This window comes from Burkholderia sp. THE68, assembly GCF_009938265.1.
Lineage (GTDB): Bacteria > Pseudomonadota > Gammaproteobacteria > Burkholderiales > Burkholderiaceae > Caballeronia.
Map to the genome: position 1 here is coordinate 216,516 of NZ_AP022318.1, position 26,283 is coordinate 242,798.

Here is a 26,283-nt window from a genome sequence, read left to right on the forward strand (position 1 = left end):
GCGCGGCGCGCCCAACGCGCCGCATACGGATGACACGGCCCGGCAAATCGCACTCCCGACCGTATCGTCGAGAAACGTCGGAGATTGCGATTGTGACAGGTCTCGGCGCGATGCACTCGCCGCGCGGCTGGACGACCCGCAGCACTCAGAAACAAAATGGAACATCGAACACCGTCTGCGCCGGTTACCATCATCGCGGTGGTGCACAATTCGAGCATTGCGCCGCAAACCGGAATCGAGAGCGACCTTCAAGGGTGTCATGTCAAAGAACGAAGACGCAGCCGCAAACGAGCAGGTAATCGATCGCACCAACCAGGCCACCCGCGATCCCCAAGAGACACAGGACGAGACGAGCGCGGAACACGAAGCGCCGAGCGTCGCACGCACCGGGCCGCTGACCGAGGCGAAGCTGTTCGGCCGGCAGACGCCGCCCGCGGCCGGCGCGCCGGCCGATGCGCCGCCGCACGTGCACGGCGGCGCGGGCAGCAGCTACCGCGCGCTCACCGGTCTGCTGTGCAGCTACGCGTTGCTGATCGTCGGCAACGGTCTCTTTCAGACGCTGATCCCGCTACGCATCCTGCAATCCGGTTATCCGACCATCGTGATCGGCCTGATCCAGTCGTGTTACTACGCCGGGTTCATTCTCGGGGCCGTGTTCAATCGCAGGCTCATCGACCGGATCGGGCAGCATCGGACCTTCGTCGCGTTTTCGGCGGCGGCTTCGATACTCGCGCTGGCCTTCGGCGCGGCCCAGTCGCCCTGGACGCTCGGCGCCGTGCGTCTTTTGACCGGCTTCGCCTTCATGGGCCTTTACACGTCGATCGAAAGCTGGCTCAACGGCACGGTCGAGAACGAAAAGCGCGGACAGGTCTTCGGTTCCTATGCGGCCATCAACTATCTGGCGGTCGGCACCGGGCAGTTTCTGCTGAATGTCGGCGCGGGTTCGGGCGGGCAGCAATTCTCCATCGCCGCCGCGCTGTTCGCCGCCGCCGTGATGCCCGTGACCCTGCTCGAAGGCTGGCCCGTGAAGGTCGCGGACGAAACGCTGCATCGCGTGCCCGCGCGCACCTGGCGTGAAAGCGTGCGGGAAATGAGAGCTTCCGCGCCGCTGGCGGTGCCGGGCTGCATCCTCGCGGGCTTCATCTACAGCAGCTTCTACGCGATGATGCCGGTCTATCTCGAACGCGCGGGCTTCTCGACGAGCGAGCTCGCGACCTTCATGGGCGTCGCGCTGATCGGCGCGCTGGTGCCGCAATGGCCGATGGGCCGGCTCTCCGACAAGGTCGACCGCCGGCGTCTCGTCTATTTCACGGCGTCGACATCGGCGGCGCTGAGTCTCGTGCTCTTCTGCTTCGACGTGCGCGTGATCACCTGGGTCGCGACGCTCGTCTACGTGGCTGTCACGTTCACGCAATACGGGCTGATCGTGTCGCACGTGCAGGATCGGACGGAGGCGCATCATCGGGTCGCCATTTCGGCGCTGCTGCTCGCGCTGTTTTCGTTCGGCGGCATGGCGGGGCCGGCGCTGGCCTCGGCGTTGATGACGATCGTCGGGCCGAGCGGGCTGTTTCTCTTCAACGCGCTGTCGTGCGCGATGCTCGCGTTGAGCGCGCGGCGCGCGCTCGGCATTCACTTGCGATCGTCACAGGCGCAGACGTGAAGCGCTGAATCACGCCGAACGCAGCGTGCGGAAGCTCTCGCGAACCTCGACCGAGAAGGCTTGCGGCTGTTCCCACGCCGCGAAGTGCCCACCCTTCGGCAGACGGTTGTAGTGAATCAGCTTCGGATACGCCTTCTCCGTCCAGCTTTTCGGCGCGGCGTAGATTTCATCGGGAAACACGCTCACCGCGACCGGAATCACCAGGTGCTTCGGTGCGAAGAAGTTGAGCTTGTTCTCCCAGTAAAGTCGCGCCGATGAAATCCCCGTGTTCGTGAACCAGTAGAGCGAGATGTTATCGAGGATGTCGTCGCGCGTAAGACCTTCGCTCTGTCCGTTGAACACACGCGCGATGAGCGCCTGGCTCGCGGCGTCGTGATCGATCATCCACGCGGCGAGGCCGATCGGCGAATCCTCGATGCCGTACAACGTCTGCGGGCGGTTGGCCATTTCCTGCGCGTAGCCGAGGCCGTGCTTGTAGAAGTAATCGAGCTGATCGAACGCGCGTTGTTCGTCCGCCGAAAGACCCGCCGGCGCCGGCTTGCCGAGCTTGAGCGCGTTGGCGATATCGTCCGGCACGGTCGCGGGCATGTTGGTGTGGATGCCGACGAGTTCCGGCGGCGCGATGAGCGCCATCTGCTCTGTCACGGCATTGCCCCAATCGCCGCCTTGCGCCACATATCGCGTATAGCCGATGCGCTTCATCAGCGCGATCCACGCACTCGCGATGCGTTGCGGGTCCCAGCCGGTGGCCGTCGGCTTGCCGGAGAAACCGTAGCCGGGCAGCGACGGAATCACGACATCGAAGGCGTCGGATGCATTGCCGCCGTATGCCGTCGGATCGGTCAGCGGACCGATGATCTTCAGTTGCTCGATGATCGATCCCGGCCAGCCATGCGTGACGATGACGGGCAACGCATTCGCGTGCTTCGAGCGAACGTGGATGAAGTGAATATCGAGCCCGTCGATCTCGGTGACGAAATTCGGCACCGCGTTCAGCCGCGCTTCGACCTTGCGCCAGTCGTAATCGGTGGCCCAGTGGCGCGCGAGCTTTTGCATCGTCGCGAGCTGCACGCCTTGCGATGCATCGGCGACGAGTTCACGCTCGGGCCATTTCGTCGCCTTCACGCGTCTGCGCAGGTCGGCGAGTTGCGCGTCCGGAACGTGCACACGAAGCGGACGGATGGCGGTTTTGTCGCCGCCTTTTACCTGCACGATTTCAGTTGTGTCCGGAGTCGGGTCGGCGAAGGCCAAACGGCTGAATGCGCCGGCAGCCAGCGTCGCAGCCGCGACACCGATGAAATGACGACGCGACGGCGTCTTGAGAGAGATATCGTTCGACATACAAGCCTCCTGAATACATGAGCGAGGAGGAGCGATGCGTGCCGCAGCGAATCTCTATCCCTGTAGCCGGGTTGCGGGCCGCCGTTCGGCAAGCCCTGGATCGTCACCGCCTCGATGCGCCGCGAAGGGTTTTCGCAGCAGGTGACCAGATTATGTGTATATGCACACGAGGCGTAAATGCAGGCGCGGGTACAACACTTTTGTCAGGCGGGAAAGAGTCTGGCCCGGCAATCAAGCTGTGGCCGACAGATGGTCAGCGAGCCGCATCAGCATCGCATCGCAGTCGCGAAGTTGTTCGACGCTCACGAACTCGTCGGGTTTGTGGCCCTGATCCATGCTGCCAGGGCCGCATACGACAGTCGGAATCCCAGCCTGATCGAATAGCCCACCTTCCGTGCCAAACGCCACCGTGCCGAACTCCGACGAACCGCTCAACAACGCGAGCAGGCGCGCCGCTTCGCTATCCGGCGGCGTCGCGAGTCCGGGATACGCCGAAAGCGGTTCGAGACGGATATCGGTATCGGATTGCACGGCGCGCATCTTCGGCAGCAGCTCCTCTTGTGCATAGGAACGCAGATCATCGGCCACCGTGCTGGCATCGAAACCCGGAAGCGCGCGGCCTTTCGCGCACGCAGTTTCCACTGCGCTCGGTGATCATGCCGATCATCATCTCGCCGATGATCGTGCCGATCGTCGTCGTCGCGGCCGGCTTCTATCTGATCTTCGCGCCGCTCGGGCTCGTGAACTCGTATCCGGGCGTGATTCTCGCGCACGCGGCGCTCGGCACGCCGTTCGTCGTGATCACCGTGACGGCTTCATTGTTGTCGTTCGATCAGAGCCTGCTGCGCGCGGCGTCCGGTCTCGGCGCGAAGCCGTGGACGGCGTTTCGCCGCGTGACCCTTCCGCTCATCACGCCCGCGGTCGCCACAGGCAGCGTGTTCGCGTTCGCGACATCGTTCGATGAAGTGATCGTGATCCTGTTCATCGGCGGGCCGGATCAGCGCACCGTGCCGCGTCAGATGTGGAGCGGCATCCGCGATTCGATCGATCCGTCGATTCTCGCGGTCGCAACGATGCTCATCGTATTCGCCGTGCTGCTCTTCGCCAGCATCAACTGGCTGCGTGGGCGGGCGGCTGCCGCCTGCCGCGCCCTCGTCTGATCATGCTCACACCATCGCTTCGATCTGGCGGCGCGGCAGCATGCGGTCGAATTCACGCTTGACGATGCCGTAGCATTCGCACGCGCGCTCTTCCAGGCCAGCCCGGTCCAGGATCTTGATGCAGCCGCGGCTGTGATGGATCAGCCCCGCGTCATGCAGCTTACCCGCTGCTTCGGTCACGCCTTCGCGACGCACGCCGAGCATGTCCGCGATCATCTGCTGCGTCACGCGCAGTTGATCCGACGGCGTGCGATCCGTTTGAATCAGCAGCCAGCGGCACAGTTGCTTCGACAGCGAGTGATGACGATTGCAGGCCGCCGTCTGCGCGACTTGCGTGAGGAGGGCTTGCATGTACAGCAGCATCACGCGGCGCAGGAAGTCCGAGCGGCCGAAGTGTTCGCGCAACGCGCCGGCGCTCATGCGATACGCGAAGCCCGCGCATTGAACCTGTACACGCGTGGGCATGGTGTCGCCGCCCGTCAGCACCGGCACGCCCGACATGCCTTCGCGTCCTACTGCCGCGACTTCGACGGAGCCGCCGTCTTCCATCGTATGCAACAGAGAGATGATCGCCGTGGTCGGGAAATAGACGTGATGGATGCGTTGTCCCGAATCGCACAGCAACTGCTCCGTGCGCAACTGGACGAGTTCGAGATGAGGCGCGAGCGCTTGCCATTCTTGCGCCGGAAGTGCGCCCAACAGATGATTGCCGTGAAGGTCTGATTGAAGAGTCAACATGTTCTTTTAGTCTCGTGCGAGTGCGCTTCGCGCTTTTGATTTCTTCTGGTTCGCAACAGGATTCGTGCACGCATCTGATGGTGTACATCGAACCCTGTTGCGACCAGCCCCGTAGCACGAATTCGCCGCTCTTATCTGTTGTTGAAGGATCGCGGTGAGCTTCGTGCTTGGTCATACATTAGCGAGAGGTGTGCCAGCGCACGCCAATCCTTATACCAGTAGGGGTTTGCGCGGTTCCGCGCACAACGCGCGGCAACGTGCGGTCATGTACGAAGAAAATTGATTCAATCGTGAAAAACGACCTTCATACGGAACGACGTTTGTCGCCGGCCTGCGCCAAACGTTTTCCTCTGTCGAATGTCCCGTCAACAAAGGAATGCGGCACTGCGGCGTTTGCCCGAATCAGCCTGTGCGCGCGGCTGAAAGCCTTGTCGGAGTGGAAATGCTCCGTGTTCTAAAAATGTTGCAAAGGTGGTTAACGGCTTGCGCGGCTTTGTCTGAAGGCTGGGCGTCTATAAAGCGCGGAGCCTTATGCAGCGGGCCTGAGCGGGATTCGTCACAAAGTGGCAGGCGTTGCGCGCGTGACCGGGTCTGGTTTCGCCGCGCGAAGAAAAATGTTGCATCGCCTATACCTGAGCTGTTTTTGCGAGCGAGCACAAGGCGTCGCGCGGCATGCATGAACATCATTCATGTATCGTTGAACAACCTTCGTTTGTACTCAGCCATCGCTAGCGGCACCATGGATGCATACCCACTTTGATCCGCATGGAGCGAGAACATGAGCGACGTCATGGAGACACCCGCAAAGACCGCCGAACAGACCATCGACCTCAAGGGGCGCGTGTCGATCTATCAACCGGAGCAGCAAGGCCTGATCTTTCCCGAGCTGCCGACGTTTTCCAGTCACGCGGACCATCGCAAGTATCTGAAGGAACGGCTCGTCGCCGCGTGCCGGGCTTTCGCGCAGCAAGGCTTCGATTACGGCTTCGCGGGCCATCTAACCGTGCGCGATCCGGAACATCCGTCGCTGTACTGGACCAATCCGATGGCCGTTCACTTCGCGCAAGTCAAGGTCTCGAACCTGATCTGCGCCGATCATCAGGGCAACGTGGTGGAAGGGAGCTACGCGGTCAATCGCGCGGGCTTCGTGCTGCATGCCGCGGTGCATGAGCAGCATCAGGACATCGTCGCGATGTGTCACGCGCATACCGTCTACGGCACCGCGTTCGCGGCGCTCGGCAAGCCGCTCATCCCGATGTCGCAGGACGCCTGCGCGTTCTTCGAGGACCACGTCGTGATCGGCGATGAAGCGGGCAAGGTCGCCGTCGAAGTGAAGGGCGGCAACAAGGTTGCGAACGCGTTTCAGGGCGTGAAGGCCGCGATCCACCAGAATCACGGCCTGCTCACCGCGAGCCGGCACAGCATCGATTCGGCGGCGTTCTGGTTCATCGCGCTCGAGCGCTGCTGCCAGCAACAGTTGATGATCGAAGCGACGGGCATCACGCCGAAGCTCGTGCCGGAGGATCGCGCGCGCTACAGCCGCGAGCATGTGGGTAGCGAGTACATCGGCTGGCTGCACTTCCAGACGATCTGGAATGATCTGGTCGCCACGCAGCCGGATATGTTCGACTGAGCTTGCGCTTTGGTTGACACGGGGCGACGCGGTGGAAACCGCCTCGCCCTTTTTTGTATGATGGCGGACCACCCTCTTCCGACACCAAAGGACGACCTTCATGACCGCCGCAACGCAATTCGACCAGGTTTCCGTCATCAAACGCGCCAACGTCTATTTCGACGGCAAATGCGTGTCGCACACCGTTCTCTTCTCCGACGGCACGAAAAAAACCCTCGGCGTGATCCTGCCCGGCACGCTCAACTTCGGCACCGACGCGCCCGAACTCATGGAAGTGCAAGCCGGCCAGTGCCGCATCCGTCTCGACGGCAGCGACGAATGGAAGACGTACGGCGCGGGAGAATCGTTCTCGGTGCCGGGCAAGAGCCGCTTCGATATCGACGTGATCGAAACCCTCGACTACGTTTGCAGTTACCTCTGATTGGTCCGAGTGTCCAATTTTTATCGCTGTCCACGTTTCGTGTACACTGCATGAAATTGGACAATCGGACCAGCGATGTCGACAGCGGATCACCTCAACGAGCAACTGGCCGAAGCCGCCGCCGCCGCCTTCAGCGAGTCGACCGGCCTCGCCGCGCGCCGCGTGGCGACGCCGAAGCGCCGCAATAGCGACGCCGCCATCGAATTCCGCATCGGTGGCGCGCGCTTCAAACGCTCAGTACAAGTGCGGGAAAACATCGACCGCATCGGCGTGTTGTCCGCATTCAGCGCGGCCGTCAGGCGCGACAGCGGCACGAAACCCACGCTCGTCACCACCTATCTCTCGCCGGACATGATCCGCGCCTGCCGCGAACTCGACGTCGATGCGCTCGATCTCGCCGGCAATGCGCGCCTCATCGAAGGCGACAGCATCGTGATCGTCTCGGGCCGTCCGCGCGTGGCGCAAGCCAAAGCGCCGCGCTCCAGAACCTGGACCCGATCGACGCTGCGCGTCACGCTCGCGCTGCTCGTCACGCCTTCGCTTTTGGAGCGCAGTTATCGCGACATCGCGAAAATCGCGGGCGTCAGTCATGGTACGGCGCAGAACGCCGTGCACGCGCTCGTCGATCATCGCGACATCTTCGAGCGGCCCGATGGCCGCGGCCTGCAATTCGCCGATAGAGAACGCCTGATCGACGAATGGGTCACGCTCTATCCGCGGCAATTGCGCGAATCGCTCGTCATCGGGCGGTATCGCGCGGAGTCGAACGACTGGTGGCGCAACGCGCCCGATCTGCCCGGACAATGCCAGTTCGGCGGCGAGCCCGCCGCGGCGATACTCACGCAATATCTGAAGCCGGCGACGGTCACCGCCTATTGCGCCGATGCCGCGCCGCGCGAGTGGATCATGGAGGCGCGGCTGCGGCCCGATCCGGCCGGAAACGTCGAGTTCCTGCGCGCGCCCGTCACGCTCGCGCCCATCGACGGACTGCCGCCGAATGTCGTCGCGCCGCTGCTCGTATACGCCGATCTCGTCGCGAGCGGCGACCCGCGCAATCTCGAAACCGCCAGAATGCTGCATGAACGCTATCTCGCCACTTGAACGCCTGCCCCACCGGCCGCTCGGCGACGCCATTTGCGCGATGCTGCGCGAAGTCGTCGCCGCGTCCGACGCGACGCGCATCGCGTGGTTCGTCGGCGGCGCGAGCGCGCGCGACATCCTGCTCACGCACGTCCACGACATTCCGGCGACCCGCGCGACCGCCGATGTCGACATCGGCATTTCGATTCAAGGCTGGACGGGCCACGAAGCGCTGCGCCGCGCGTTGCTCGCAGCGGGCAATTTCACGGCGCCGAAGGGCTCAGCGCATCGGCTGAATTACAGCGCGCCCGCCACGGGTGATCGCACGTGGCTCGATATCGTGCCGTTCGGCGGCGTGGAGGACGCGCGCGGCGAAATCGCGTGGCCGCCCGATGGGTCCGTGCACATGAACGTCGCGGGCTTCCGGCAGGCGCTCGATGCGGCGATTCCCGTGCGCGTCGAGCAGGATCTCGTGGTGCCGGTCGCGTCGCTGCCCGCACAGGCAATGCTGAAAATCCTCGCGTGGCAGGACCGGCACACAGTCGACCGCAAGGACGCGATCGACCTGCTCTTTCTGATGGCGCATTACGAGCAGGCCGGCAATCGCGACCGCATCTACTCCGACGCAGCCGATCTGCTCGAACGGCACGAATACGATCCGGACATCGCCGGGGCTGCGCTGCTCGGCCGCGACACCGCGGCGATCGCACGCGAAGACGACCTCCGCGCGCAGATTCTCGCGATCCTGCGCCCGGACGATTCCGCGCCGCCGATTCTCACGCACATGCTCGGCGCGCGCCTGCCGGTTTTCGAAGCGGAGACGTCGGCACGCGTCGCGGCGTTGTTCCACGCATTCCGCGACGCGTTCCAGGCCCCTCAACCGTTGCGGAACAGATAGCTGTACGCGTTGAGGGCGGGCACGCCGCCGAGATGCGCGTACAGCACTTTCGAGCCTTCCGGGAATTCGCCGTTGCGCACCATCTGGATCATGCCGTCCATCGACTTGCCTTCGTAGACGGGATCGGTCAGCACGCCTTCGAGTCGCGCGCACAGACGAATCGCCTCCAGCGTGCCTTCGTTCGGCAGGCCGTATTCGGGGCCACCGAAGCGCGTGTCGAGAATCACGTCCTCGCGCGTGATGTCCTGGCCGAGATCGACGAGTTCCGCCGTGTGCTTCGCGATGCGCAGAATCTGATCGTGCGTCTGCTGCGGTTTCGCCGATGCATCGATGCCGATCACGCGGCGCGCGCGCCCATCCGCCGCGAAGCCGACGACCATGCCCGCCTGCGTGCTGCCCGTCACCGAGCACACCACGACGTAATCGAACTTGAAGCCCAGTTCCGCTTCCTGCGCGCGCACTTCCTCCGCGAAGCCGACGAAACCAAGCCCGCCCAGCGGATGCTCCGAGCAACCCGCCGGCACCGGAAACGGCTTGCCGCCTGCCGCGCGCACGCTGTCCATCGCGTCCTGCCAGCTTTTGCGAATGCCGATATCGAAGCCATCGGCGACGAGGCGCACGTCCGCGCCCATCATCCGCGACATCTGGATATTGCCGACGCGGTCATAGACGGCATCGGCGTAATTGACCCAGTTTTCCTGCACGAGCACGCACTTCATGCCGAGATGCGCCGCCACCGCCGCGACCTGGCGCGTCTGGTTCGACTGCACGCCGCCGATCGACACGAGCGTGTCGCAGCCTTCGGCGATCGCTTCGGGAATCAGATATTCGAGCTTGCGCGTCTTGTTGCCGCCGAACGCGAGGCCGCTGTTGCAGTCCTCGCGTTTCGCGTAGAGCTCGACTTTGCCGCCGAGATGCGCGGAGAGGCGCTTGAGCGGCTGGATGGGCGTCGGTCCGAAGGTGAGCGGATAACGGGGAAAACGTTGCAGGTTCATGATCGGCATCCTCGTGAGGGTGGGACTGCATGGACCCCATCGTAGAGATTTCGGCGTTGGGTCGGGTTGCGAAAAAAATCTGTTCGGCCTAACGTTTTCACACGTCAAAGCATTCGAACCAACTTTTATTTCCCTTTGTGACCTGCTAAAGCAATGAAAAAAACCGCATCCGTCCAGAACGCGCGCCACGCGGACGTCCAGACCGATCGCGTCGATCGCGCAATCCTGCGTCAGCTTCAGCGCGATGCATCCATCTCGAACGTCGCGCTCGCGGAGAAGGTCAATCTGAGCCCGCCCGCGTGTCTGCGGCGCGTCGAGCGGCTGCGCGAAGCGGGGCTGATCCGCGCGACGGTCGCCTTGCTCAATCCGAAAGCGCTCGATGCCGGCATGCTCGTGCTGATCGGCGTGATCCTCGACCGCTCGACGCCCGATTCCTTCGACGCATTCGAAAAGGCCGCCCAAAAGGTGCCCGGCTGCATGGAATGCCATGTCGTGACGGGCGAATTCGACTTCTTCATGCTGATCCGCACGCGCGACAGCGAGAGCTTCAACCGTCTGCACGCCGAGAAGCTGCTGTATCTGCCCGGCGTGCGGCAGATCCGTACCTTCGTCGTGCTGCGCGAGGTGCTCTCGACGACGGCATTCCCGATCGGCGAATCCGCCGGCGCGCGCACGACGTAACCTCGATGACAAATTTGCGAAAGACCTGCTGAAAAATTACGCTACGATTCAGGGTTTTCCATGTCTGGGCACCTGATTCGTTGTGACCGCGTCTGATTTCAAAGCCCTGACCAAGGCGATTCTGGCTCGCCTCGCGCCGCGGCTGCGCCCGCATCTGCGGCCCCGCTCGCTGCTGCTCGTGCCCGCGCTCTTTCTGCTTTACGTGCTGGTGCTGATTCCGTTTACGCCCGGCATCCGCGATATCCGCCGTGCCAAGGTCGACCAGCCCGCGCAGATCTATTCCGCCGACGGCAAGCTGCTCGCCGAGTTCAAGCCGACGCATCGTGAATGGGTGAGCCTGAAGCAAGTCTCGCCGCAGGTGATCGACGCGCTCATCTCGACGGAAGACCGGCGTTTCTATCAGCATCACGGGATCGATTTCAGGCGCACGGCGGGCGCGGCGCTGCGCACGTTTTCGGGCGACCGGCAAGGCGGCTCGACGCTCACGCAGCAGCTCGCGCGCAATCTGTATCCCGAGGAAATCGGCCGCTCGCAGACGCTCACGCGCAAGCTGAAGGAAGCGATCACCGCATTCAAGATCGAAGCGGTCTATTCGAAGGACGAGATCCTCGAAACCTATCTGAACACGGTGCCGTTTCTCTACAACGCGTACGGCATCGAGATGGCCGCGCGCACCTACTTCGACAAATCCGCGGGCCAGCTCGACGTGCTCGAAAGCGCGACGCTCATCGGCATGTTGAAGGGCAACAGCTATTACAACCCGGTGATCAACCCAGAGCGCGCGCTCGACCGGCGCAACATCGTGCTCGGGCAGATGGTGAAGTACGGCCATCTGCAGGCCGCGAAGCTCGATGCGCTCAAAAAGCGCCCGCTGCGCATCGACTTCGAGCGGCAGACGGAAGAGCCCGGCCGCGCGCCGCACTTCGCGCAGCAGCTGCGCAAGTGGCTGATCGGCTGGGCCGACGACAACGATTACAACATCTATTCCGATGGTCTCGTCGTACGCACGACCATCGACTCGCGTCTGCAGACCATGGCGACGAACGCGCTCGCGCTTCAGGGCAATCAGTTGCAGTCGATCGCGAATGCGGCGTGGGGCGGCCGCGGCGGCTGCGCGAACACGAACGCGGATCTCGCGCACGCGTTCATCCGCGAGACGAGCGACTATCGCGCGGCGCGCGACGGCGGCGCGAGCGATGCCGACGCCATCAGGAAGTTCGGCTCGGACCGCGCATTCATGCAGGCGCTGTGCGAGAACAAGACGCGCGTGCAGGCGGCATTCGTCGCGCTCGATCCGCGCAATGGCCAGATCAAGGCGTGGGTCGGCAGCCGCGATTTCACGCAGGATCCGTTCGATCACGTCGCGCAGGCGCGTCGTCAGCCTGGTTCGACGTTCAAGCCTTTCGTCTACGGCGCGGCGTTCGATCGCGGCGCGAAGCCGACCGACACGTTCGTCGATCAGGCCGTCGAAATTCCGGTGCGCGGCGCCGAAACCTGGCGCCCGACCGACGACGCGCCGCCCTCGGGCCGCCCCGTGAGTCTGCGCGACGGCATCGCGTATTCGAAAAACCGCATCACCGCGCAGGTGATGGAACAGGTCGGGCCCGCGCGCGTCGCGCGGCTCGCGCGCGACATGGGCGTGCGCGAAAGCCATCTCGACGTGGTGCCGTCGCTCGCGCTCGGCACGAGCCCGGTGACGCTCAAGGAGATGGTGTCGTCGTACGGCACCATCGCAAATGACGGCAGTTATATAGAGCCGCTGCTTGTCACGCGCATCGAGAACAGAGAGGGCGAGGTGCTCGCGCAGTTCGAGAGCGCGCCCGAGCGCGCGTTGTCCGTCGATGCGACCCGCAAGCTCGTCGACGTGATGCGCGACGTGATCAATCGCGGCACGGGCACGGCGATCCGCACGCGCTTCGGCATCCGCGCGGACGTGGCGGGCAAGACCGGCACGACGCAGGACAACGCGGACGGCTGGTTCATCCTGATGCATCCGCAACTCGTCGCGGGCGCGTGGGTCGGCTTCAACGACAGCCGCGTGACGCTGCGCAGCGATTACTGGGGACAAGGCGCGCACAGTGCGCTGCCGATCGTCGGCGACTTCATGCAGCGCTCGCTGCGTTCGCATCTGATCGACGCCCGCGCGCGCTTCGATACTCAGGAAACGCCGGGCGTATGGCAAGCGATGATCACGCGCGCACGCACGTGGTTCGACGAGACGTTCTCGAGCGCGCCGAAGCCGGGCAAGCCGAAAACCGCGCAGACGGCGGCACAACCTCCGGCGCGCGCCAAACGCGCGCCTTCGGAGCCGCAGGCCGAAGTGACCGAAGCGCCGCCCGCCCCGCCGGTTTTCACGACGATGCCGCCGATCCTGCCAGCGCCAGCCGACGGCGCGAGCGAAGTTGCGCCGCCGCCGTCAGCCGTTGCCGAGCCGGGTTCTGCTGCGCAGTAAATCGCGACGGTCGCGTCCGTGTGTACGTACGGACGCTCCCCAAATAGACAGTTAGTTGCATCAAAAGAGGCCGCGCACGATCATCCTATTTCCGGCTTGCCGATCGAATGCGCGCAAGCGCACATATCGAGCGCCAAAAGGGTGCTTCGATTCACCTTAGGCGAAACGGGCTTACAAAGATTTCGCTGCACACACTGGCGCGCTGTGGCCACAGACGCCTGTCAAACGGACGAACACTCGTCCTTCCGAGCTTCCCCACCCAAGGACGTACGCGACCTGATGCGTGACGCCCGTTAGATACCCGGCTGGTATCGGAGAACGAAGTGAATACGCGATTCCCTCGCATCGAACGCGCGGTCGTGGCCGCCGCGCTGATACTGCCCCTGTCGTCGCCCGGATTTGCACAAACCATCAGCTCCACCCTGCCATGGACCGGCACATGGTCCACCGGGCCGATGAGCACAGGCGACCACGGCTTCAATAATCAGACGATCCGGCAAATCGTGCACACGAGCATCGGCGGCACGGCCGCCGGCGTGCAGATTTCGAACCTGTACGGCTCCGAGCCGCTCGTGATCGGCGACGTGCACATCGCGCTGCGCGCGAGCGGCCAGCGCACCGTGCCCGGCAGCGACCGGCCCGTCACCTTCAACGGGCAGACCTTCGTCACCATCGATCCGGGCCACATCGAGATGAGCGATCCGATCGCGTTTCAGGTGCCGGCGTTCTCGGACATCGCCGTCAGCGTCTATCTGCCGCAACAGACGCCGATGGAGACGACCGGCCACGCCGAAGGCCTGCAGGACGTCTATATCGCCGCCGGCGACGTCAGCCTCGACACGGAGTTCACGGGCGGCGTCGCCAACGCGCTCGGCGCGCAGTCGTATTACTTCCTCACCGACGTCGTCGTGCAGAACGCCAGTGCGACGGGCGCGGTGGTCGCGTTCGGCGCGTCCATCACGGACGGCCTCGCATCGGCGCCGAACGTGAACGGCCGCTGGCCCAACCTCTTGGCGAAGCGTCTGCAGCAGGCGGGCATGACGGTCGGTGTGCTGAACAAGGGCATCTCGGGCAACGACTTCTTCACGAACGATTCGGGCGAGGCCGGCCTGTCACGCTTCCAGCGCGACGTGCTCGACCAGTGGAACGTGAAGTGGGTCATCATCTCCGACGACGCGGTCAACAACCTGATCGGCGGCTCGCCGCCCACGGCGGCGCGTCTGAACGCCGCGTTCACCGACCTCACCCAGCGCGCGCACGCTGCGGGCGTCAAGGTGATGTGCTCGACGCTCACGCCGTTCCAGGGCGTGTCGTCGTGGACGCCGGACATCGAGGCGACGCGCCAGGCGGTCAACGCGTTCGTCGCGACGCCCGAGAGCGGATGCGACGCCGTGCTCAATCAGGCCGCGGCGATCGGCGATCCCGCCAACCCGGCCGCGATACTCGCCACCTACGACAGCGGCGACCACCTGCACCCGAATCAGGCGGGGCTGCAGGCCATCGCCAATTCGGTGAACCTGGACTGGTTCAAGTAAGCGCCGCGCCACGCAAAAAAACGCCATGCGGAAATACTTCCCGCATGGCGTTTTTTCTTGCGTCGCCGATTACGACTTGACGATCGTCGGGTTGGTCACGTTGATGCGCGGACCGCTGTTGTCCCACTGCTCGACGATCAGCGGGTACTTCCACTTCGGATTCGTGCTGCTGATCTGGCCGTTCACGATATAGCCGTCGAGCGACAGACCCTGAACCGCGAACGAACCGCCCGGGCTGGTCGTGTCGACGTGGTTGTTGATCGCGATGGTGACCGTCTTGCTGATCGGACCCGGCAGCGAGCCGAACCACACGTTGATGCCGCCGCCCTTGCAGTTCGCGGTCGTCGGGCTGTTGATCGTGATGGTCTTGAACACGGCCGAGTTGTCGTTCGGTTCGAAGTCGAGACCGCACGCCGGCGCCGTGCCGTTGATGTTCTGCCACACCGGGCTGTTGAACGTGATCGTGTCGCCCGAGATGATCGACACGCCCTGACGGCGGCAGCCGTCGGCCTTGTGGTTGTCGACCACGAGCTTGTACGTCGGGGTGTTCTTCTTGGTCTGGCTATCGTTGATGTAGATGCCGTCGCCCCAGGTGTTGATCGTGGTCGGCGCGATCAGGTGCACGTTCGTCGCGCCCATGATCGTGAAGCCCATGCCGTGCTCGCCGCCCGACGCCGAGTTCAGTTCCTTGCTGCCGTCGAGGTATGCGTTTTCGACGATGACGTTGCTCACGTCGACGATACGCATCATCTGGTAGATGTCGGCGTTGTGCGCGAGCAGCTTGATGGAAGCGCCCGACGCGAAACGGATGTGGCTGTTCGTGCGCAGCGTGAGACCCGTCGTGTCGATACGGACCTGGCCCGAGATCAGCAGGATCTGGCCGACAGAGCCGTCGATGGCGGCCTGCAGCGCGGCGCGGTCGTTGGTCTTGCCGTCGGCCTTCACGCCGAACGACGAAGCGGCGATGGTGCCCGCGGTGTTGTCAGCGGCGGCGGACGTCGAGCTGGCCGCAGCAGGCGCGCTGGCGGACGTCGTGGTGCTGGCCGACGAAGCCGGCGTCGCGGAACTCGCGGGATCCGACGACGACGCGCCGTTGTTGCGCCGTCTCCAGCGATCGGCCACGGAATCAGGCGTTGCACCGTCGCCGCCGCCGCCGCAAGCGGCGAGGACGAGCGCGCCGCCGCCCGCGAAGAGCGACGTCAGCAGCTTGCGACGGGTTGCAATACGGTTGTCGACGACGAGGTTGTCTGCCTGGGTGTCTGCCTGAGTGTTGTTCGGAAGCATTGTTCTTTCCATTGGGTCGTGCGTTATCGACGGGCGAACCCGTTCCTGCGACATCGGCCGCACGCGACGTTTCTTGATGGGCAAAGAGATGACCAACGCATATTGAGCAGACGCAAACGATTGCGCCGCTCAGCGCTCGACAGCCGCACGCGGCGACTCCGAAAGGCATCTCGGCGAAATACAGACGACTTCGGGAATGGGAAACCGGCACACCGGAAAACTCATCCACCCCCGCACCCGATTTGCCCGCAAACGGACTCACCAGAGCGCTGAAGTCTGACGGAAGTAATTACCGTCTTTTATTAATACTACAGATTGTTACGGGGCGTTTCTACCCGCTACTTGTTACAGAATGTACGCTTGTAACTTTTTATTTTGCCTTTTGCGCGCTTTAATGCGGCGCATTTTCCGTTTTAATCATCCGGGAGTGAATTTAATCTACGGCTTTGTTATTGTTAATATGGTTTTACGAATGCTCCGCGATTCCGCATTCGATACGACGATTAATCATTCTTATGACGAATCGTGAATTGCAATACGAACGTTCAGGCCTCGATATCGTGACGGATCGCCACCCTCCGCCCCGCAAAGGCTTGAGCGGCATGGCTTTCGTATGTAGGAACGGCACAAACGAACCGATTGTTTCGCTTTTCGCTCCGGCTTTAACGCATCTAATTCCTATTACGGCTCCGACCTCCTCCGGAATTTGCACGGCCGTGCATGCACCTTTAAAAGGCGACACTGGTTTTTTTGATGCATTTCGCCAGACCAAATCAATTTTGTAAGCGCCACCGCAAAACTTTTTTTATTCGATGAAGTAAAAACCCTACAGGGGATACCCCTATAGGGTTTATACCTTCTGACCTTTCATTGAGCTTGAACGCCTTATGCGACGGGCGTTCCTCCCCGCTTCTAATAATCTGATCAAAATATTCAGATAATCCGCAGACAAATGCGGACCGGAACCGGTCATATGTTCCATTACGCACCGAATGCGTCAGCTCCAGGTAATAGTCTTAGGGTTGGCGCCGCTTCGCTGTGCTTCGGGACGAAGCGCGGGCTCGTCTGGCCGAGTCATAGAAAAGTCGAATGCAAACCAACAAGACGCGCGGCAATGAAAACCTTCGATCTGATCAAAAGCGATCTCTATCGCTACACGGGTGAGTACAGCTTCATGATCCTCATGGAGCAACTGATGTTGAACGAGGGGTTCAACTACATGTTCTGGCTACGGCTGGCGGGCGCGGCATCGAGCCGGCCCGTGCGCCTCGTGCTCAACCACATCATCCGGCTGAAGCAGCGCAGGTACGGGTTCGTGATCAGCCCGCGCACCAAGATCGGGCCGGGCTTCTATATCAGTCATATCGGCACGCTCGCCGTGAATCCGACGACCGTCATCGGCGCCAACTGCAACATCTCGCAGGGCGTGACGATCGGGTCGAACCACGGCAAGGCGGCGACGATCGGCGACAACGTGTATATCGGGCCGAACGTTTGCATCGTCGAGGATGTCACCATCGGCGACAACGTGACGATCGGCGCGGGCAGCGTCGTGACGCGAAGCATTCCGCCGAACGTGACGGTGGCCGGTTGCCCCGCGCGCATTCTGTCGGACGATGAGACGCTCGACCGCGCGGCGCGCTACATCCTGCGTCCCTGGACCGGAACCGCGTCATGACGGACGCAGTGCCAGCGCATTCCGGATCGGAGCGCGCCGGCATCGGTGCCGCCGGGTGCCGTAACGAACAGTCGCGCCGCGCATTCTGGTGCACGCTCCTTCACTTGCGCAGAGGAGCGGCCAGCCTTCGCGATTTTCAATTGCATGACGAATTCGTCCTGGCGTCGGGCCGCGCGACGACATGCTCCCACGCAGGAGGGGTACTACAGTGCTGAGCGCAGCGGTGCAATCGGTAAGACGACGCCTCGGCGGAGTGCATCAGGATCACAAGCGAATCGCCAGAAGCGCGGTCGTCCTGCTGATATTCGTGATCGCCGGGAAGTGCATAGGCGCGTCGAAGGAAATGGCGATCGCGTATCGATACGGGATCAGCGGGACCGTCGACGCCTATCAGTTCGCGCTCACGCTCGTCACCTGGCTGCCGACGATGGTCACGAACGTGCTGAGCGTGCTGCTGGTCCCTGCGCTCGTCTCGCTCAAGGAAGACAAGTCGCAGCGCAACGGCTTTCTCGGCGAACTGGAAGGCGTCGGGCTCGTCATCGGCCTCGCGTCCTGTCTTCTGCTCTGGTCGGTCTGGCCGTATCTGGCCGAGGTCATCGCCGGCAGTCTCGCCGAATCGACGCGCGACATGTGCCGGGAAATGATCATCAGCATGCTGCCGGTGGGCGTGCTGACGTTCTCGATCTGCATCTCGTCGTCGCGCTTGCAGGCGTCGGGCAAGCACATCAACACCTTGCTGGAATGCGTGCCGGCGATCGGCCTGCTCGTCTTCGTGCTTGCCGCGCGCAACAACACGTCGATTTTTCCGCTCGTCGTGGGCACGTCGCTCGGCTTCGTGGTTCAGGCCGCGTGGCTGCGCGTGCTCGCCAAACGCGCCGATTCGATGCCCGCGCTGCCGCGCGTCTCGATGCGCGCGAAGCAGTGGCCGGCCGCGATCCGCTCGATGGGCACGCTCACGATCGGCTCGGTCGTCGCGAGTCTGTGGATTCCCGTCGACCAGTACTTCATGGCGCAGCAGGGCGACGGCGCGATTGCGACGCTTGGCTACGCGAACCGGCTGCTCTCGCTCGTGCTCAGCATGGGCGCGCTTGCGATCACGCGCGCGACCCTGCCGATCCTTGCGGAGATTCTGCATCGCGGCGATCACGCGCGGGCGCGCAGCACTGCGCTGAAATGGTCGGGGATCATGACGGCGCTCGGCCTCGCCGGCGGCTGCATCGCGTATGCGCTCGCGCCTTACGTGGTCAAGCTGCTGTTTCAGAAGGGTGCGTTCACGGCCGAGGACACGCTTGCTGTCACCACGCTGTTTCGCTTTGGGTTGCTGCAGGTGCCGTTTTACTTCGGCATGTGCGTGCTGGTGCAGTTGTTTGCTAGCGAGACGCGCTATCGGGCGATTTCGGTTATTTCGCTCATCGGCTTTGGGACCAAGATCATCGGCAATATCGTCCTTGTTCGCATCTTTGGTGCGCAGGGGGTGTTGCTCGCTACGGGCATCGGTGCGATTGCTGTGCTCATTTGTTATATCTTCTGGACGCGGTTTGCGCCGCCGTTCGTGGGTAAGGATGTGGCTGCTTCTGAGTGACGCGATTGCTGCCTGTTCCGTTGGACGCGCGGAATCGCGTGGTCCTTCTGGAGCAGGCTTTTTTGTTATGGAATGCAAAGTTGATTGGTGACGACGCCTGACTCGCTTCGGGGTTTTCGCTGGATCCCGTTTTCGTGTCGGTTTATTGGCGTTGCCCCTGTGCGGGGCGGCAGTCACTTTCTTTGCTGCTGCAAAGAAAGTAACCAAAGAAAGCAGCTCGAAACGCCCGTGGTCACACGCAATTTGGGTGTTCTTCTCGTTGATCGTGGGCTCGGTAGCGAGTGCCCTCACAGGCCCAATCGGGCGTGGACCGCGCACGGTCTGTCACATCGCGCCCAGTGCGTGGCTGGTTCAGCACAAATTAGCTCCGGCCCGCTTCGCGGCCGAACGGTCAATCGGGTCGGCGCGTGCTTCTGCGTATCTTCTTTCTCGTTGGTTTCCCTTGCAGACCCGACGGCAGCGCGTAGCGCTGTGCCGAAGCTATTTCGTGCTGAACCTGCGCGCTTAAACAACTAGCTAGTCAGACCGTGCGCGGTCCAAGCCCGATTAGACCTTTGAGGGCACTCGCTACTGAGGTCAAGAAGAAGGAGAAGAACACCCAAATTGCGTGTGACCGCGGGCGTCTCGAGCTGCTTTCTTTGGTTACTTTCTTTGCAGCAGCAAAGAAAGTGACTGCCGCCCCGCACAGGGGCAGCGCCAATAGACCAACACCCTAACGGGATCCGGCGACGAAAGCCCGCATTCAGCTCAGCCCTGCTCAAACACGCGCTTGAACATCGGCACGAGGAAGCGATTGCCATACTCGCTCATATGATGGTAGTCCGAATAAAGCGGCCGACCTTCATGCGAACCCATGCACTTGCCATCCGGACACAGATAAGGCCGCGGATCCAGCAGATGGATACCGCATTGATCATGCGCCTGCCGCATCGCCTGCAACAACGCGCCGTTACGCTCGACATAGTCCGACAGCGTAATCGACAAATCCGGCGCCCTCGGATCCTTCATCTTCTCGTGCGCAAGCGTCAGCGGCACATTGAAGTCGAACTCGGGAATCGGCTCGACCAGATACACCGGGCGAATCTGCGCGATCCGACAAACCGTCGAGAGAAAGTGCTCGCGATACTGCGCCGTCGAGAACGGCGTAGGCATCTGCCCAGGCCGCTCGGGATTGACGAACGAGAAGTCATCCATGGTCGGCCCCGACCAGTATTGCGACCAGTGATTCGCGATGATCACCGGCGACTTCGCGGTCTGGTCCCGGCTCAGGATATCGATGTACTTCCGGTCCTGATCGAAGCAGTCCCCGTTGCCGCGGCGGATGCCGTAGATCGTCGGGCACCCTTCGATCGTGATCAGCAGGACATCGTTCGCGTTGCCGCTGGGCACCGCCGCGACCACGGCTTCAGCGATCGCCTCCGCGTGACTGTCGCCGATGACCACCACTCGGCTCACCTTCTGCCGGCCCGCGACATCGCACGGATCGATCATCATGTGGCACTTCGTCGTGTGCGGATTCGTGTCGTAGGTCTCGCTATCGGCGATGAACACCGAGCGGTCGAAACGAGCCGGCACGCCCTGGCTCGCGTAGATGCTGCCGCCGCCTATCGCGAGCAGCACGGTGAAAACGAGCACCGGACGCAACGTGAAAAACCTCGGGAAGGCGCGTGCTTCGTCGCCCGCCGTGGGCTTTCTCGTCTTCGATTCGACCAGCGCATACGACAGATAACCCATCACGAAGCCGCCCGCGATGGCGCCCGCGCGCCACGCAAGCGAGCCGTCCTTCTCGAAGTACGTGAGCGCAACGACGAACGGCCAATGCCACAGATAGACCGAATACGAAATCCTGCCGATGAACTGCGCGACCCGGTTGCCCGTGAGGAACGAATTCCTGCGCGCCGCGAGGATGACGAGCGCCGTGCCCAGCACTGGCACGAGCGCGAGGAAACCCGGCCACGCATCGTTCTCGTTGAAGGTGAGCGTACCGTACAGGAGCATCGCGAGCCCGACCAGCTCCATCGCGCGGCGGGCGGGCCTGCCGGCCTGGATCGGGAACAGGCAGACGAGGCCGCCCGCGAGCATCTCCCACGCGCGCGTCGGCAGCAGGAAGAACGCGGCCGTCGGCCATTTCGTGGGATCGGAGAGATAGGCGCACAAGGCGAACGACGCAAGCGCGACGCCGATCAGCGCGATCACGGTCCCACGCTGTCCGAACAGCTTGCGCACGAGCAGAATGCCGAGCGGATACAGCAGATAGAACTGCCATTCGACGGACAGCGACCACGTGTGCAGAAGCCACTTCAGATGCGAGCGGACATCGAAGTAACCCGCTTCACGCCAGTAGACGATATTGGAGAAGAACCCGAGGCTCGACGACGCCGCCTTGCCGAACGCGCGGAACTCGGATGGCAACAGCACGATCCATCCGAACACGAGGAGTACGAAGCATAGACACGCCAACGCCGGAATGATGCGTCTGGCACGATCGGCATAGAAGCCCCATACGGAAAACTTGCCCTTATCGATGCGCCTGAAGATGATGTCCGTCATCAGGTAGCCTGAAATGACGAAGAAGACGTCGACGCCGAGAAAGCCGCCCTTGAAGCCGGGCACGTCGAAGTGGAACAGGACGACCGCGAGTACCGCAAACGCGCGCAAGCCGTTTATGTCGTTACGAAAGTTCATGGCGCTTCCCTCATTCTTCTTGTACGGCGTGCACGCAAAGGCGCGGCGCAATGGCATGTCGCCACTGCGTCGCGCGAGCGTACCGCTCGTTATCTAGCGTCTTGTTGCTATGCGTGTCACATCAAACGAACAACCCGAACTCCATTTCCGCAAGCCGGCTATCTTCGGACTGCGTCGCCCGCGCAACTTCTGCCATGGTCGCGGGCTGCATGCCGTAGGTTTCTCTCAGATGCATCTGGTGCTTCAGAATCGCCTCGAGCACCGCGAGGTTTTCGGCGAGATTCGCGCCGAAGTTATGCGGATGCCACCACAGATGAAAGGACCGTCCCGTGCGCGCCGCCGAGGTCATCGACTGCTTGATCCGGTGGATGCGCAGCCATTCCAGCGCGGCCTTGTTGCGCGCGTACGGACGCAGGAAACGGCTCGAACGCACATCGACGAGACCGTGCGACGGGCGCGGATCGAACGCGTGATCGCCCGAGAGATTGATGTACGCATCGGCGAGACGCGCGGCGCGGCGCACCGCTGCTTCGTCCGCACGCGATGTCTCGCGATACATCCAGCTACGCTCGGTGCCGCGATATGCGACGAGCCCCTGCTCCCTGCAAACGGAGAGATACGCTCCATTCACCTGATTGCGCGGAAACACGATGCTCGCGGGCGGATCGGCCAGACGCCGGATCGATGCGACTGACGCTTCCATATCGGCGGCGAATTGCGCCTTGTCCTGACCCGCTTCGAGACAGTAGTAATGGCAGAACGTATGGCTCGCCAGCTCGCTGCCTTCCGTATCGACGATCTGGCGCGCAAGCGACAGCCCATAGTGGTACGGATCGCTTTTCTCGTCGGCGCCGATCGAATCCAGATAACCGTCCGCATACGGGCTGAGCTTCGCATCGGTATAAGTCGGACGGATGTCGGGCAGATTCGCGAGCAGTTCCTTCTTGTTGTCGTAGAGCAGCATGCCGACCGTCGCCCAGGTCGACTTCACGCGATACTTCGAAAACATCGCGAGCATGGCCGGAATCGCCTCGCGCACGCCGAGGATGTTCTTGCCGTAGGTCGCGATCGTGCGATGGTCGCGCACGCCCCACATCAGTTCGAAATCGAGCGAAATCAGGAAGTAGGACATCGTCGTCAGAGCATCAGGAAGTAGTGGTAGACGCCTTCGAAATAACTCTTCGTTGCGTCAGCGGCGACGGCCACGAACACGCCGAAGGTGATGACGAGAACGGCTGCGTTCTTGAGCTTGATCTCGGGCGCGAGGAACGGCAGCAGCAAGGGCACGCAATACCAGACGCGGCCCTTGGCGAACGGAAACACGAAGAACGCGACGACCAGGTACACGAACAGGCCGACGTGCATCATCGACACGCGCGTGAGGCTGTTCTGACGGGCCGTATCGGGCGAGCGCCACGTCGAGTACAGCACCATGACGGAGGCCATCGTATAGAACAGCAGGAGCGCCAGCAGCTTGATCGTGAAGTTTTCCTGATAGCCGGTGTATTCGTCGATACGCCGTCCGCCGTAAGTCGCGAACAGGAAGCGCGCCGCCGACGCCAGCACGACCGCCACCACGCTGACCGCGACCAGCGCGCGCGCCTTCTTCTCGCCGAAGAGGCCAGCGGTCAGAAGGAACGCCGTGGGCACCGCGAAGGTCGTGTGCACGAAGCTCGCGAGGCCCATGCCGAGCGTCGGCCGGTTGAAGCGGCAGGCGAACAGCATCGCGATCGCGAGCCCGAAGCCCTGGCGAATCTGGAACAGCCCGACCGTGGCGAGCGCATACGGAATGACGAGCCACAGCACGAGCCCGATGAGCGGCCGGCGCGTCTGCAACAGCGCATACATCACGATCAGATTGAGCAGCACCACCGTGGTCCGGATGCCGCCTTCGGGCGACACGCCAAACGCGTTGAGCAAAATCACCCACGAGCGCCAGCCCAGCTCCTCGGTGATGAGGCTGATGAGAAAGCCCATATCCGACTCGCGGTTCCGGTAGAACTGCACGAGCCAGTGCCAGTCCGTCGAGCGGAAATAATTGATGTACGCTTCCTGGTCGAAAATCAGACCGACGCTGCGCTCGCGAAACGCCAGGATCGAGATCGCGGCGGTCGCGAGCACCAGAAACGCCCATCCCGAAGGCGTCATGAAATACGCGAATCCTGTCACGCGCCTCGCGGGTGCCTTCTGCTGCGCGGTGTTGTCCATTGTCGTTGCTTGCATCGCTTGGCCTTGGTCGCTTTAGTTATAGTGTGTTACGCGCGGCTTCATGGCACGAGCCGCAGGTTGTTGACGACGATCTTCGGTCCTGCCTTGTCATAGTCGATGCTCTCGACATGAGCGAGCCGCGAGCCGACCCACGTCGGCGAATGGCTGACGATCTGCCCAGACACCTTGCGCCCGTTCAGCTTGAGCGATGAAACAGCGAACGCGGCATCGCTCGCGCCTTCGTCGCGATGATTCGTGATGCCGATATCGATGTGCTTGGGCATCGGCCCCACGATCTCCTCCAGCCAGACGATGATGCCGTACCGGCAATTGCGGGTCGTCGGATTGACGATGCGGATGTTCTCCAGAATATCGGCGTTGCTGTTCGGCTCGGCGTCGAGGCCCGCTTCCGGCTGCGTCCCGCCGATGTTCTCCCACAGCGGATTCTCGAACACGATATTGCGCCCGCTGATGATCGACACGCCCTGCCGGCGGCAGCGGTCTGCATGATGATTCACCACGCGAATGCCGCTGCTGTACTTGAACGGCACGTTGTAGCTGTTGGCGATATAGATGCCGTCGCCCCAGCATCCGACCGTCTTCGGCGCGATCAGCGTCACCTCGGTGCTGCCCGCGATCGAAAAGCCCATGCCGTGGCCGTTCTCGCGCAGCTCCGGCTTGGCGGCGTTCAGTTCCTTGCTGCCGTCGAGCACCGCGTTCTCGACGATCACGTTGCTCACGTCCCAGAGGCGAAAGATCGAATAGAAGGACGTGTTGTGCGCCAGCAGCTTGATCGACGCGCCCGGCGCGAAACGCACATGGCTGTTGCGGCGCAGATCGAGGCCCTTGTCGTCGATGCGGCACTGGCCCGTGATCACGAGCGTCTGATCGACCGACCGGTCGATGGCGGTCTGCAGCGCGACGCGGTCGTTGGTTTTGCCGTCGCCCTTCACGCCGAACGACTTGTCGGTCACGACATCGCGCCGTTCGGCCGCGCGCGCGCCGAGGCCGAGCGCGCCCGCGCCGCCCGCCACGGCGCCCATCAACAGCGAGTGGATCACGCGTCGGCGGCCGACCATTACGCTTTTTCCCCCGCGACAGTGCGTCGATAAGCCGTGCCCTTGCCTTCGTCGCCGCGCGTGCGCGCGCCGAGTTGCGCGAAGATGCCGTCCCACTGGCGCAGGATCGCCGCCGAAGAGTAGCGTTGCCGCACCGAGGCCGCCGCCTTGCGTCCGAGTTCGGCCCGCAGCGCTTCGTCCGACATCACGCGCCGCAAGGCGTCGATCAGCGCGGCCTTGTCGCCGGGCGGCACGAGCAGCCCGTCCTGGCCGTCGCGCGTCAGTTCGCGCGGGCCGCTCTTGCAGTCGAACGCGACGGTCGCGAGCCCGAGCGCCATGCCTTCGAGCATCGCCATCGGCAGGCCTTCGTAGCGCGACGACAGCACGAACGCATCGGAGCGCGCCATCTCTTCCCACGGCGTCGTCGTCTTGCCGGGCATCAGCACGCGCTCGCCCATCTTCGACTGCGCGATCTGCGCTTCGAGCACCGCGCGCTCCGGGCCTTCGCCCCAGATCCACAAGTCCCAGTCCGGAAACTCGGGCGCCAGTGTGGCGAAGACGTCGATCAGCAAATCGAACTGCTTTTGCGTATTCAGACGCCCCACCGCGACGAGCCGCCTGCGCGCGCTCTTTGCCACCGTCTCGGGCTGCAACAGCAGCAACTCGTCCGGCAGCGGATTGGGCACCACTTCGATGCGCTTCACGCGCGGCACCATCTTCCTGAACGACGCTTCCATGTTGTCCGTCAGAAGCGTGAGCAGATCGGCGCTCGGATAGACGAAGCGGCACATCTGGCGCACCAGCGCGGAGCGGCCATCGGCGGAAGGATCGATGTGCTCGCATGCGATGACCGGAATGCCCATTCCGCGCGTGGCGAGCAGCGTCGTGATATTCACGTTCGACAGAAACGACACGACGACATCCGGTTCGCTCTCGCGAATCAGGGCACGCAGCGCGCGAAACCGCGCGGGATATTGCAGCATGCGCGCGCCGGCCTTCACGCGATCGGCGAGAAAGATGCAGCGCACGTTCTCCGCGAGCGGATAGAAGCACGCACCGCGGCCGCTGTACGTGATGACGAGCGTGACGGTGTCGCCGCGCTGCGCCCACGCATTGACGAGCGATGCCGCCACGCGCTCCGCGCCGCCGCTTCCCATCGAACTGACGACGAGCATGATTTTCATCGTCGGCTCC

The 26,283-nt window shown here is 62.9% G+C and carries 19 protein-coding genes and 2 pseudogenes; 11 read left to right on the forward strand and 10 right to left on the reverse strand.

Annotation, left to right across the window (positions count from 1 at the left end; all coding sequences use genetic code 11):
* The first annotated feature begins 259 nt into the window (after positions 1 to 259).
* Positions 260 to 1,660, forward strand: coding sequence for an MFS transporter (locus BTHE68_RS26975; protein ID WP_162069380.1), 1,401 nt, complete (start codon positions 260 to 262; stop codon positions 1,658 to 1,660).
* Positions 1,661 to 1,669: 9 nt separating this feature from the next.
* On the opposite strand, the gene BTHE68_RS26980 is transcribed toward BTHE68_RS26975, so the two are convergent.
* Both BTHE68_RS26980 and BTHE68_RS26985 read right to left on the reverse strand, forming a co-directional pair.
* On the reverse strand, positions 1,670 to 3,001 hold the full coding sequence (locus BTHE68_RS26980; RefSeq protein ID WP_162069381.1) for an epoxide hydrolase family protein: 1,332 nt from the start codon (positions 2,999 to 3,001) through the stop codon (positions 1,670 to 1,672).
* A gap of 231 nt (positions 3,002 to 3,232) precedes the next feature.
* Positions 3,233 to 3,619: pseudogene (locus tag BTHE68_RS26985) on the reverse strand (M20/M25/M40 family metallo-hydrolase); the annotation flags it as partial.
* Between BTHE68_RS26985 and BTHE68_RS26990 the strand changes: the two are divergent.
* A pseudogene (locus BTHE68_RS26990) lies at positions 3,613 to 4,161 on the forward strand (ABC transporter permease); the annotation flags it as partial. The pseudogenes BTHE68_RS26985 and BTHE68_RS26990 overlap by 7 nt on opposite strands.
* Positions 4,162 to 4,167: 6 nt before the next feature.
* Here BTHE68_RS26990 and BTHE68_RS26995 read toward each other — a convergent pair.
* Positions 4,168 to 4,899 carry a Crp/Fnr family transcriptional regulator gene (locus BTHE68_RS26995; protein ID WP_061178914.1) on the reverse strand — a complete coding sequence of 244 codons (732 nt, stop codon included), beginning with the start codon at positions 4,897 to 4,899 and terminating at the stop codon, positions 4,168 to 4,170.
* 778 nt (positions 4,900 to 5,677) lie between these two features.
* On the opposite strand from BTHE68_RS26995, the gene BTHE68_RS27000 reads away from it, so the two are divergent.
* From BTHE68_RS27000 to BTHE68_RS27015, 4 genes are all read left to right on the forward strand, one after another.
* Complete coding sequence (locus BTHE68_RS27000; protein ID WP_162069382.1) at positions 5,678 to 6,532, forward strand: class II aldolase/adducin family protein; 855 nt, start codon at positions 5,678 to 5,680, stop codon at positions 6,530 to 6,532.
* A 100-nt stretch (positions 6,533 to 6,632) separates the two neighbouring features.
* The gene (ppnP, locus tag BTHE68_RS27005) at positions 6,633 to 6,953 is read left to right on the forward strand and encodes a pyrimidine/purine nucleoside phosphorylase (protein ID WP_162069383.1); all 321 of its coding nucleotides are present in this window, start codon (positions 6,633 to 6,635) and stop codon (positions 6,951 to 6,953) included.
* Positions 6,954 to 7,028: 75 nt separating this feature from the next.
* A complete protein-coding gene (locus BTHE68_RS27010; RefSeq protein WP_162069384.1) occupies positions 7,029 to 8,054 on the forward strand; it encodes a type IV toxin-antitoxin system AbiEi family antitoxin in 1,026 nt (341 codons plus the stop codon).
* On the forward strand, positions 8,032 to 8,931 hold the full coding sequence (locus BTHE68_RS27015) for a nucleotidyl transferase AbiEii/AbiGii toxin family protein (RefSeq protein ID WP_162069385.1): 900 nt from the start codon (positions 8,032 to 8,034) through the stop codon (positions 8,929 to 8,931). The genes BTHE68_RS27010 and BTHE68_RS27015 overlap by 23 nt, the downstream gene beginning before the upstream one ends.
* Here BTHE68_RS27015 and BTHE68_RS27020 read toward each other — a convergent pair.
* Positions 8,910 to 9,926 carry a 1-aminocyclopropane-1-carboxylate deaminase gene (locus BTHE68_RS27020; RefSeq protein ID WP_162069386.1) on the reverse strand — a complete coding sequence of 339 codons (1,017 nt, stop codon included), beginning with the start codon at positions 9,924 to 9,926 and terminating at the stop codon, positions 8,910 to 8,912. The two genes, BTHE68_RS27015 and BTHE68_RS27020, sit on opposite strands and share 22 nt — an antisense overlap.
* Positions 9,927 to 10,079: 153 nt before the next feature.
* On the opposite strand from BTHE68_RS27020, the gene BTHE68_RS27025 reads away from it, so the two are divergent.
* The 3 genes from BTHE68_RS27025 to BTHE68_RS27035 all read left to right on the forward strand — a co-directional run bounded on the left by BTHE68_RS27025 (position 10,080) and on the right by BTHE68_RS27035 (position 14,594).
* Positions 10,080 to 10,607, forward strand: coding sequence for an Lrp/AsnC family transcriptional regulator (locus BTHE68_RS27025; protein ID WP_162069387.1), 528 nt, complete (start codon positions 10,080 to 10,082; stop codon positions 10,605 to 10,607).
* Between the two features lie 82 nt (positions 10,608 to 10,689).
* A complete protein-coding gene (locus tag BTHE68_RS27030) occupies positions 10,690 to 13,059 on the forward strand; it encodes a penicillin-binding protein 1A (RefSeq protein ID WP_162069388.1) in 2,370 nt (789 codons plus the stop codon).
* Between the two features lie 323 nt (positions 13,060 to 13,382).
* Complete coding sequence (locus BTHE68_RS27035) at positions 13,383 to 14,594, forward strand: GDSL-type esterase/lipase family protein (protein ID WP_232078135.1); 1,212 nt, start codon at positions 13,383 to 13,385, stop codon at positions 14,592 to 14,594.
* A gap of 69 nt (positions 14,595 to 14,663) precedes the next feature.
* Here the strand turns inward: BTHE68_RS27035 and BTHE68_RS27040 are convergent, their stop codons facing one another.
* Positions 14,664 to 15,878, reverse strand: coding sequence for a hypothetical protein (locus tag BTHE68_RS27040; protein WP_162069389.1), 1,215 nt, complete (start codon positions 15,876 to 15,878; stop codon positions 14,664 to 14,666).
* Positions 15,879 to 16,992: 1,114 nt separating this feature from the next.
* Here BTHE68_RS27040 and BTHE68_RS27045 point away from each other — a divergent pair.
* Both BTHE68_RS27045 and murJ read left to right on the forward strand, forming a co-directional pair.
* Entirely contained in the window at positions 16,993 to 17,556 is a 564-nt protein-coding gene (locus BTHE68_RS27045) for a serine O-acetyltransferase (RefSeq protein ID WP_162069390.1), read from the forward strand.
* 208 nt (positions 17,557 to 17,764) lie between these two features.
* Complete coding sequence (gene murJ, locus BTHE68_RS27050; RefSeq protein WP_162069391.1) at positions 17,765 to 19,138, forward strand: murein biosynthesis integral membrane protein MurJ; 1,374 nt, start codon at positions 17,765 to 17,767, stop codon at positions 19,136 to 19,138.
* Positions 19,139 to 19,885: 747 nt separating this feature from the next.
* Here the strand turns inward: murJ and BTHE68_RS27055 are convergent.
* The 5 genes from BTHE68_RS27055 to BTHE68_RS27075 all read right to left on the reverse strand — a co-directional run bounded on the left by BTHE68_RS27055 (position 19,886) and on the right by BTHE68_RS27075 (position 26,273).
* Entirely contained in the window at positions 19,886 to 21,823 is a 1,938-nt protein-coding gene (locus tag BTHE68_RS27055) for an acyltransferase family protein (RefSeq protein ID WP_162069392.1), read from the reverse strand.
* A 121-nt stretch (positions 21,824 to 21,944) separates the two neighbouring features.
* Positions 21,945 to 22,955, reverse strand: a complete 1,011-nt coding sequence (locus tag BTHE68_RS27060; protein WP_162069393.1) for a polysaccharide deacetylase family protein — start codon at positions 22,953 to 22,955, stop codon at positions 21,945 to 21,947.
* 5 nt (positions 22,956 to 22,960) lie between these two features.
* The gene (locus BTHE68_RS27065) at positions 22,961 to 24,046 is read right to left on the reverse strand and encodes an EpsG family protein (RefSeq protein WP_225936660.1); all 1,086 of its coding nucleotides are present in this window, start codon (positions 24,044 to 24,046) and stop codon (positions 22,961 to 22,963) included.
* A 44-nt stretch (positions 24,047 to 24,090) separates the two neighbouring features.
* A complete protein-coding gene (locus BTHE68_RS27070) occupies positions 24,091 to 25,110 on the reverse strand; it encodes a hypothetical protein (RefSeq protein WP_162069394.1) in 1,020 nt (339 codons plus the stop codon).
* The gene (locus BTHE68_RS27075; RefSeq protein ID WP_162069395.1) at positions 25,110 to 26,273 is read right to left on the reverse strand and encodes a glycosyltransferase family 4 protein; all 1,164 of its coding nucleotides are present in this window, start codon (positions 26,271 to 26,273) and stop codon (positions 25,110 to 25,112) included. The genes BTHE68_RS27070 and BTHE68_RS27075 overlap by 1 nt, the downstream gene beginning before the upstream one ends.
* Positions 26,274 to 26,283: the final 10 nt, after the last annotated feature.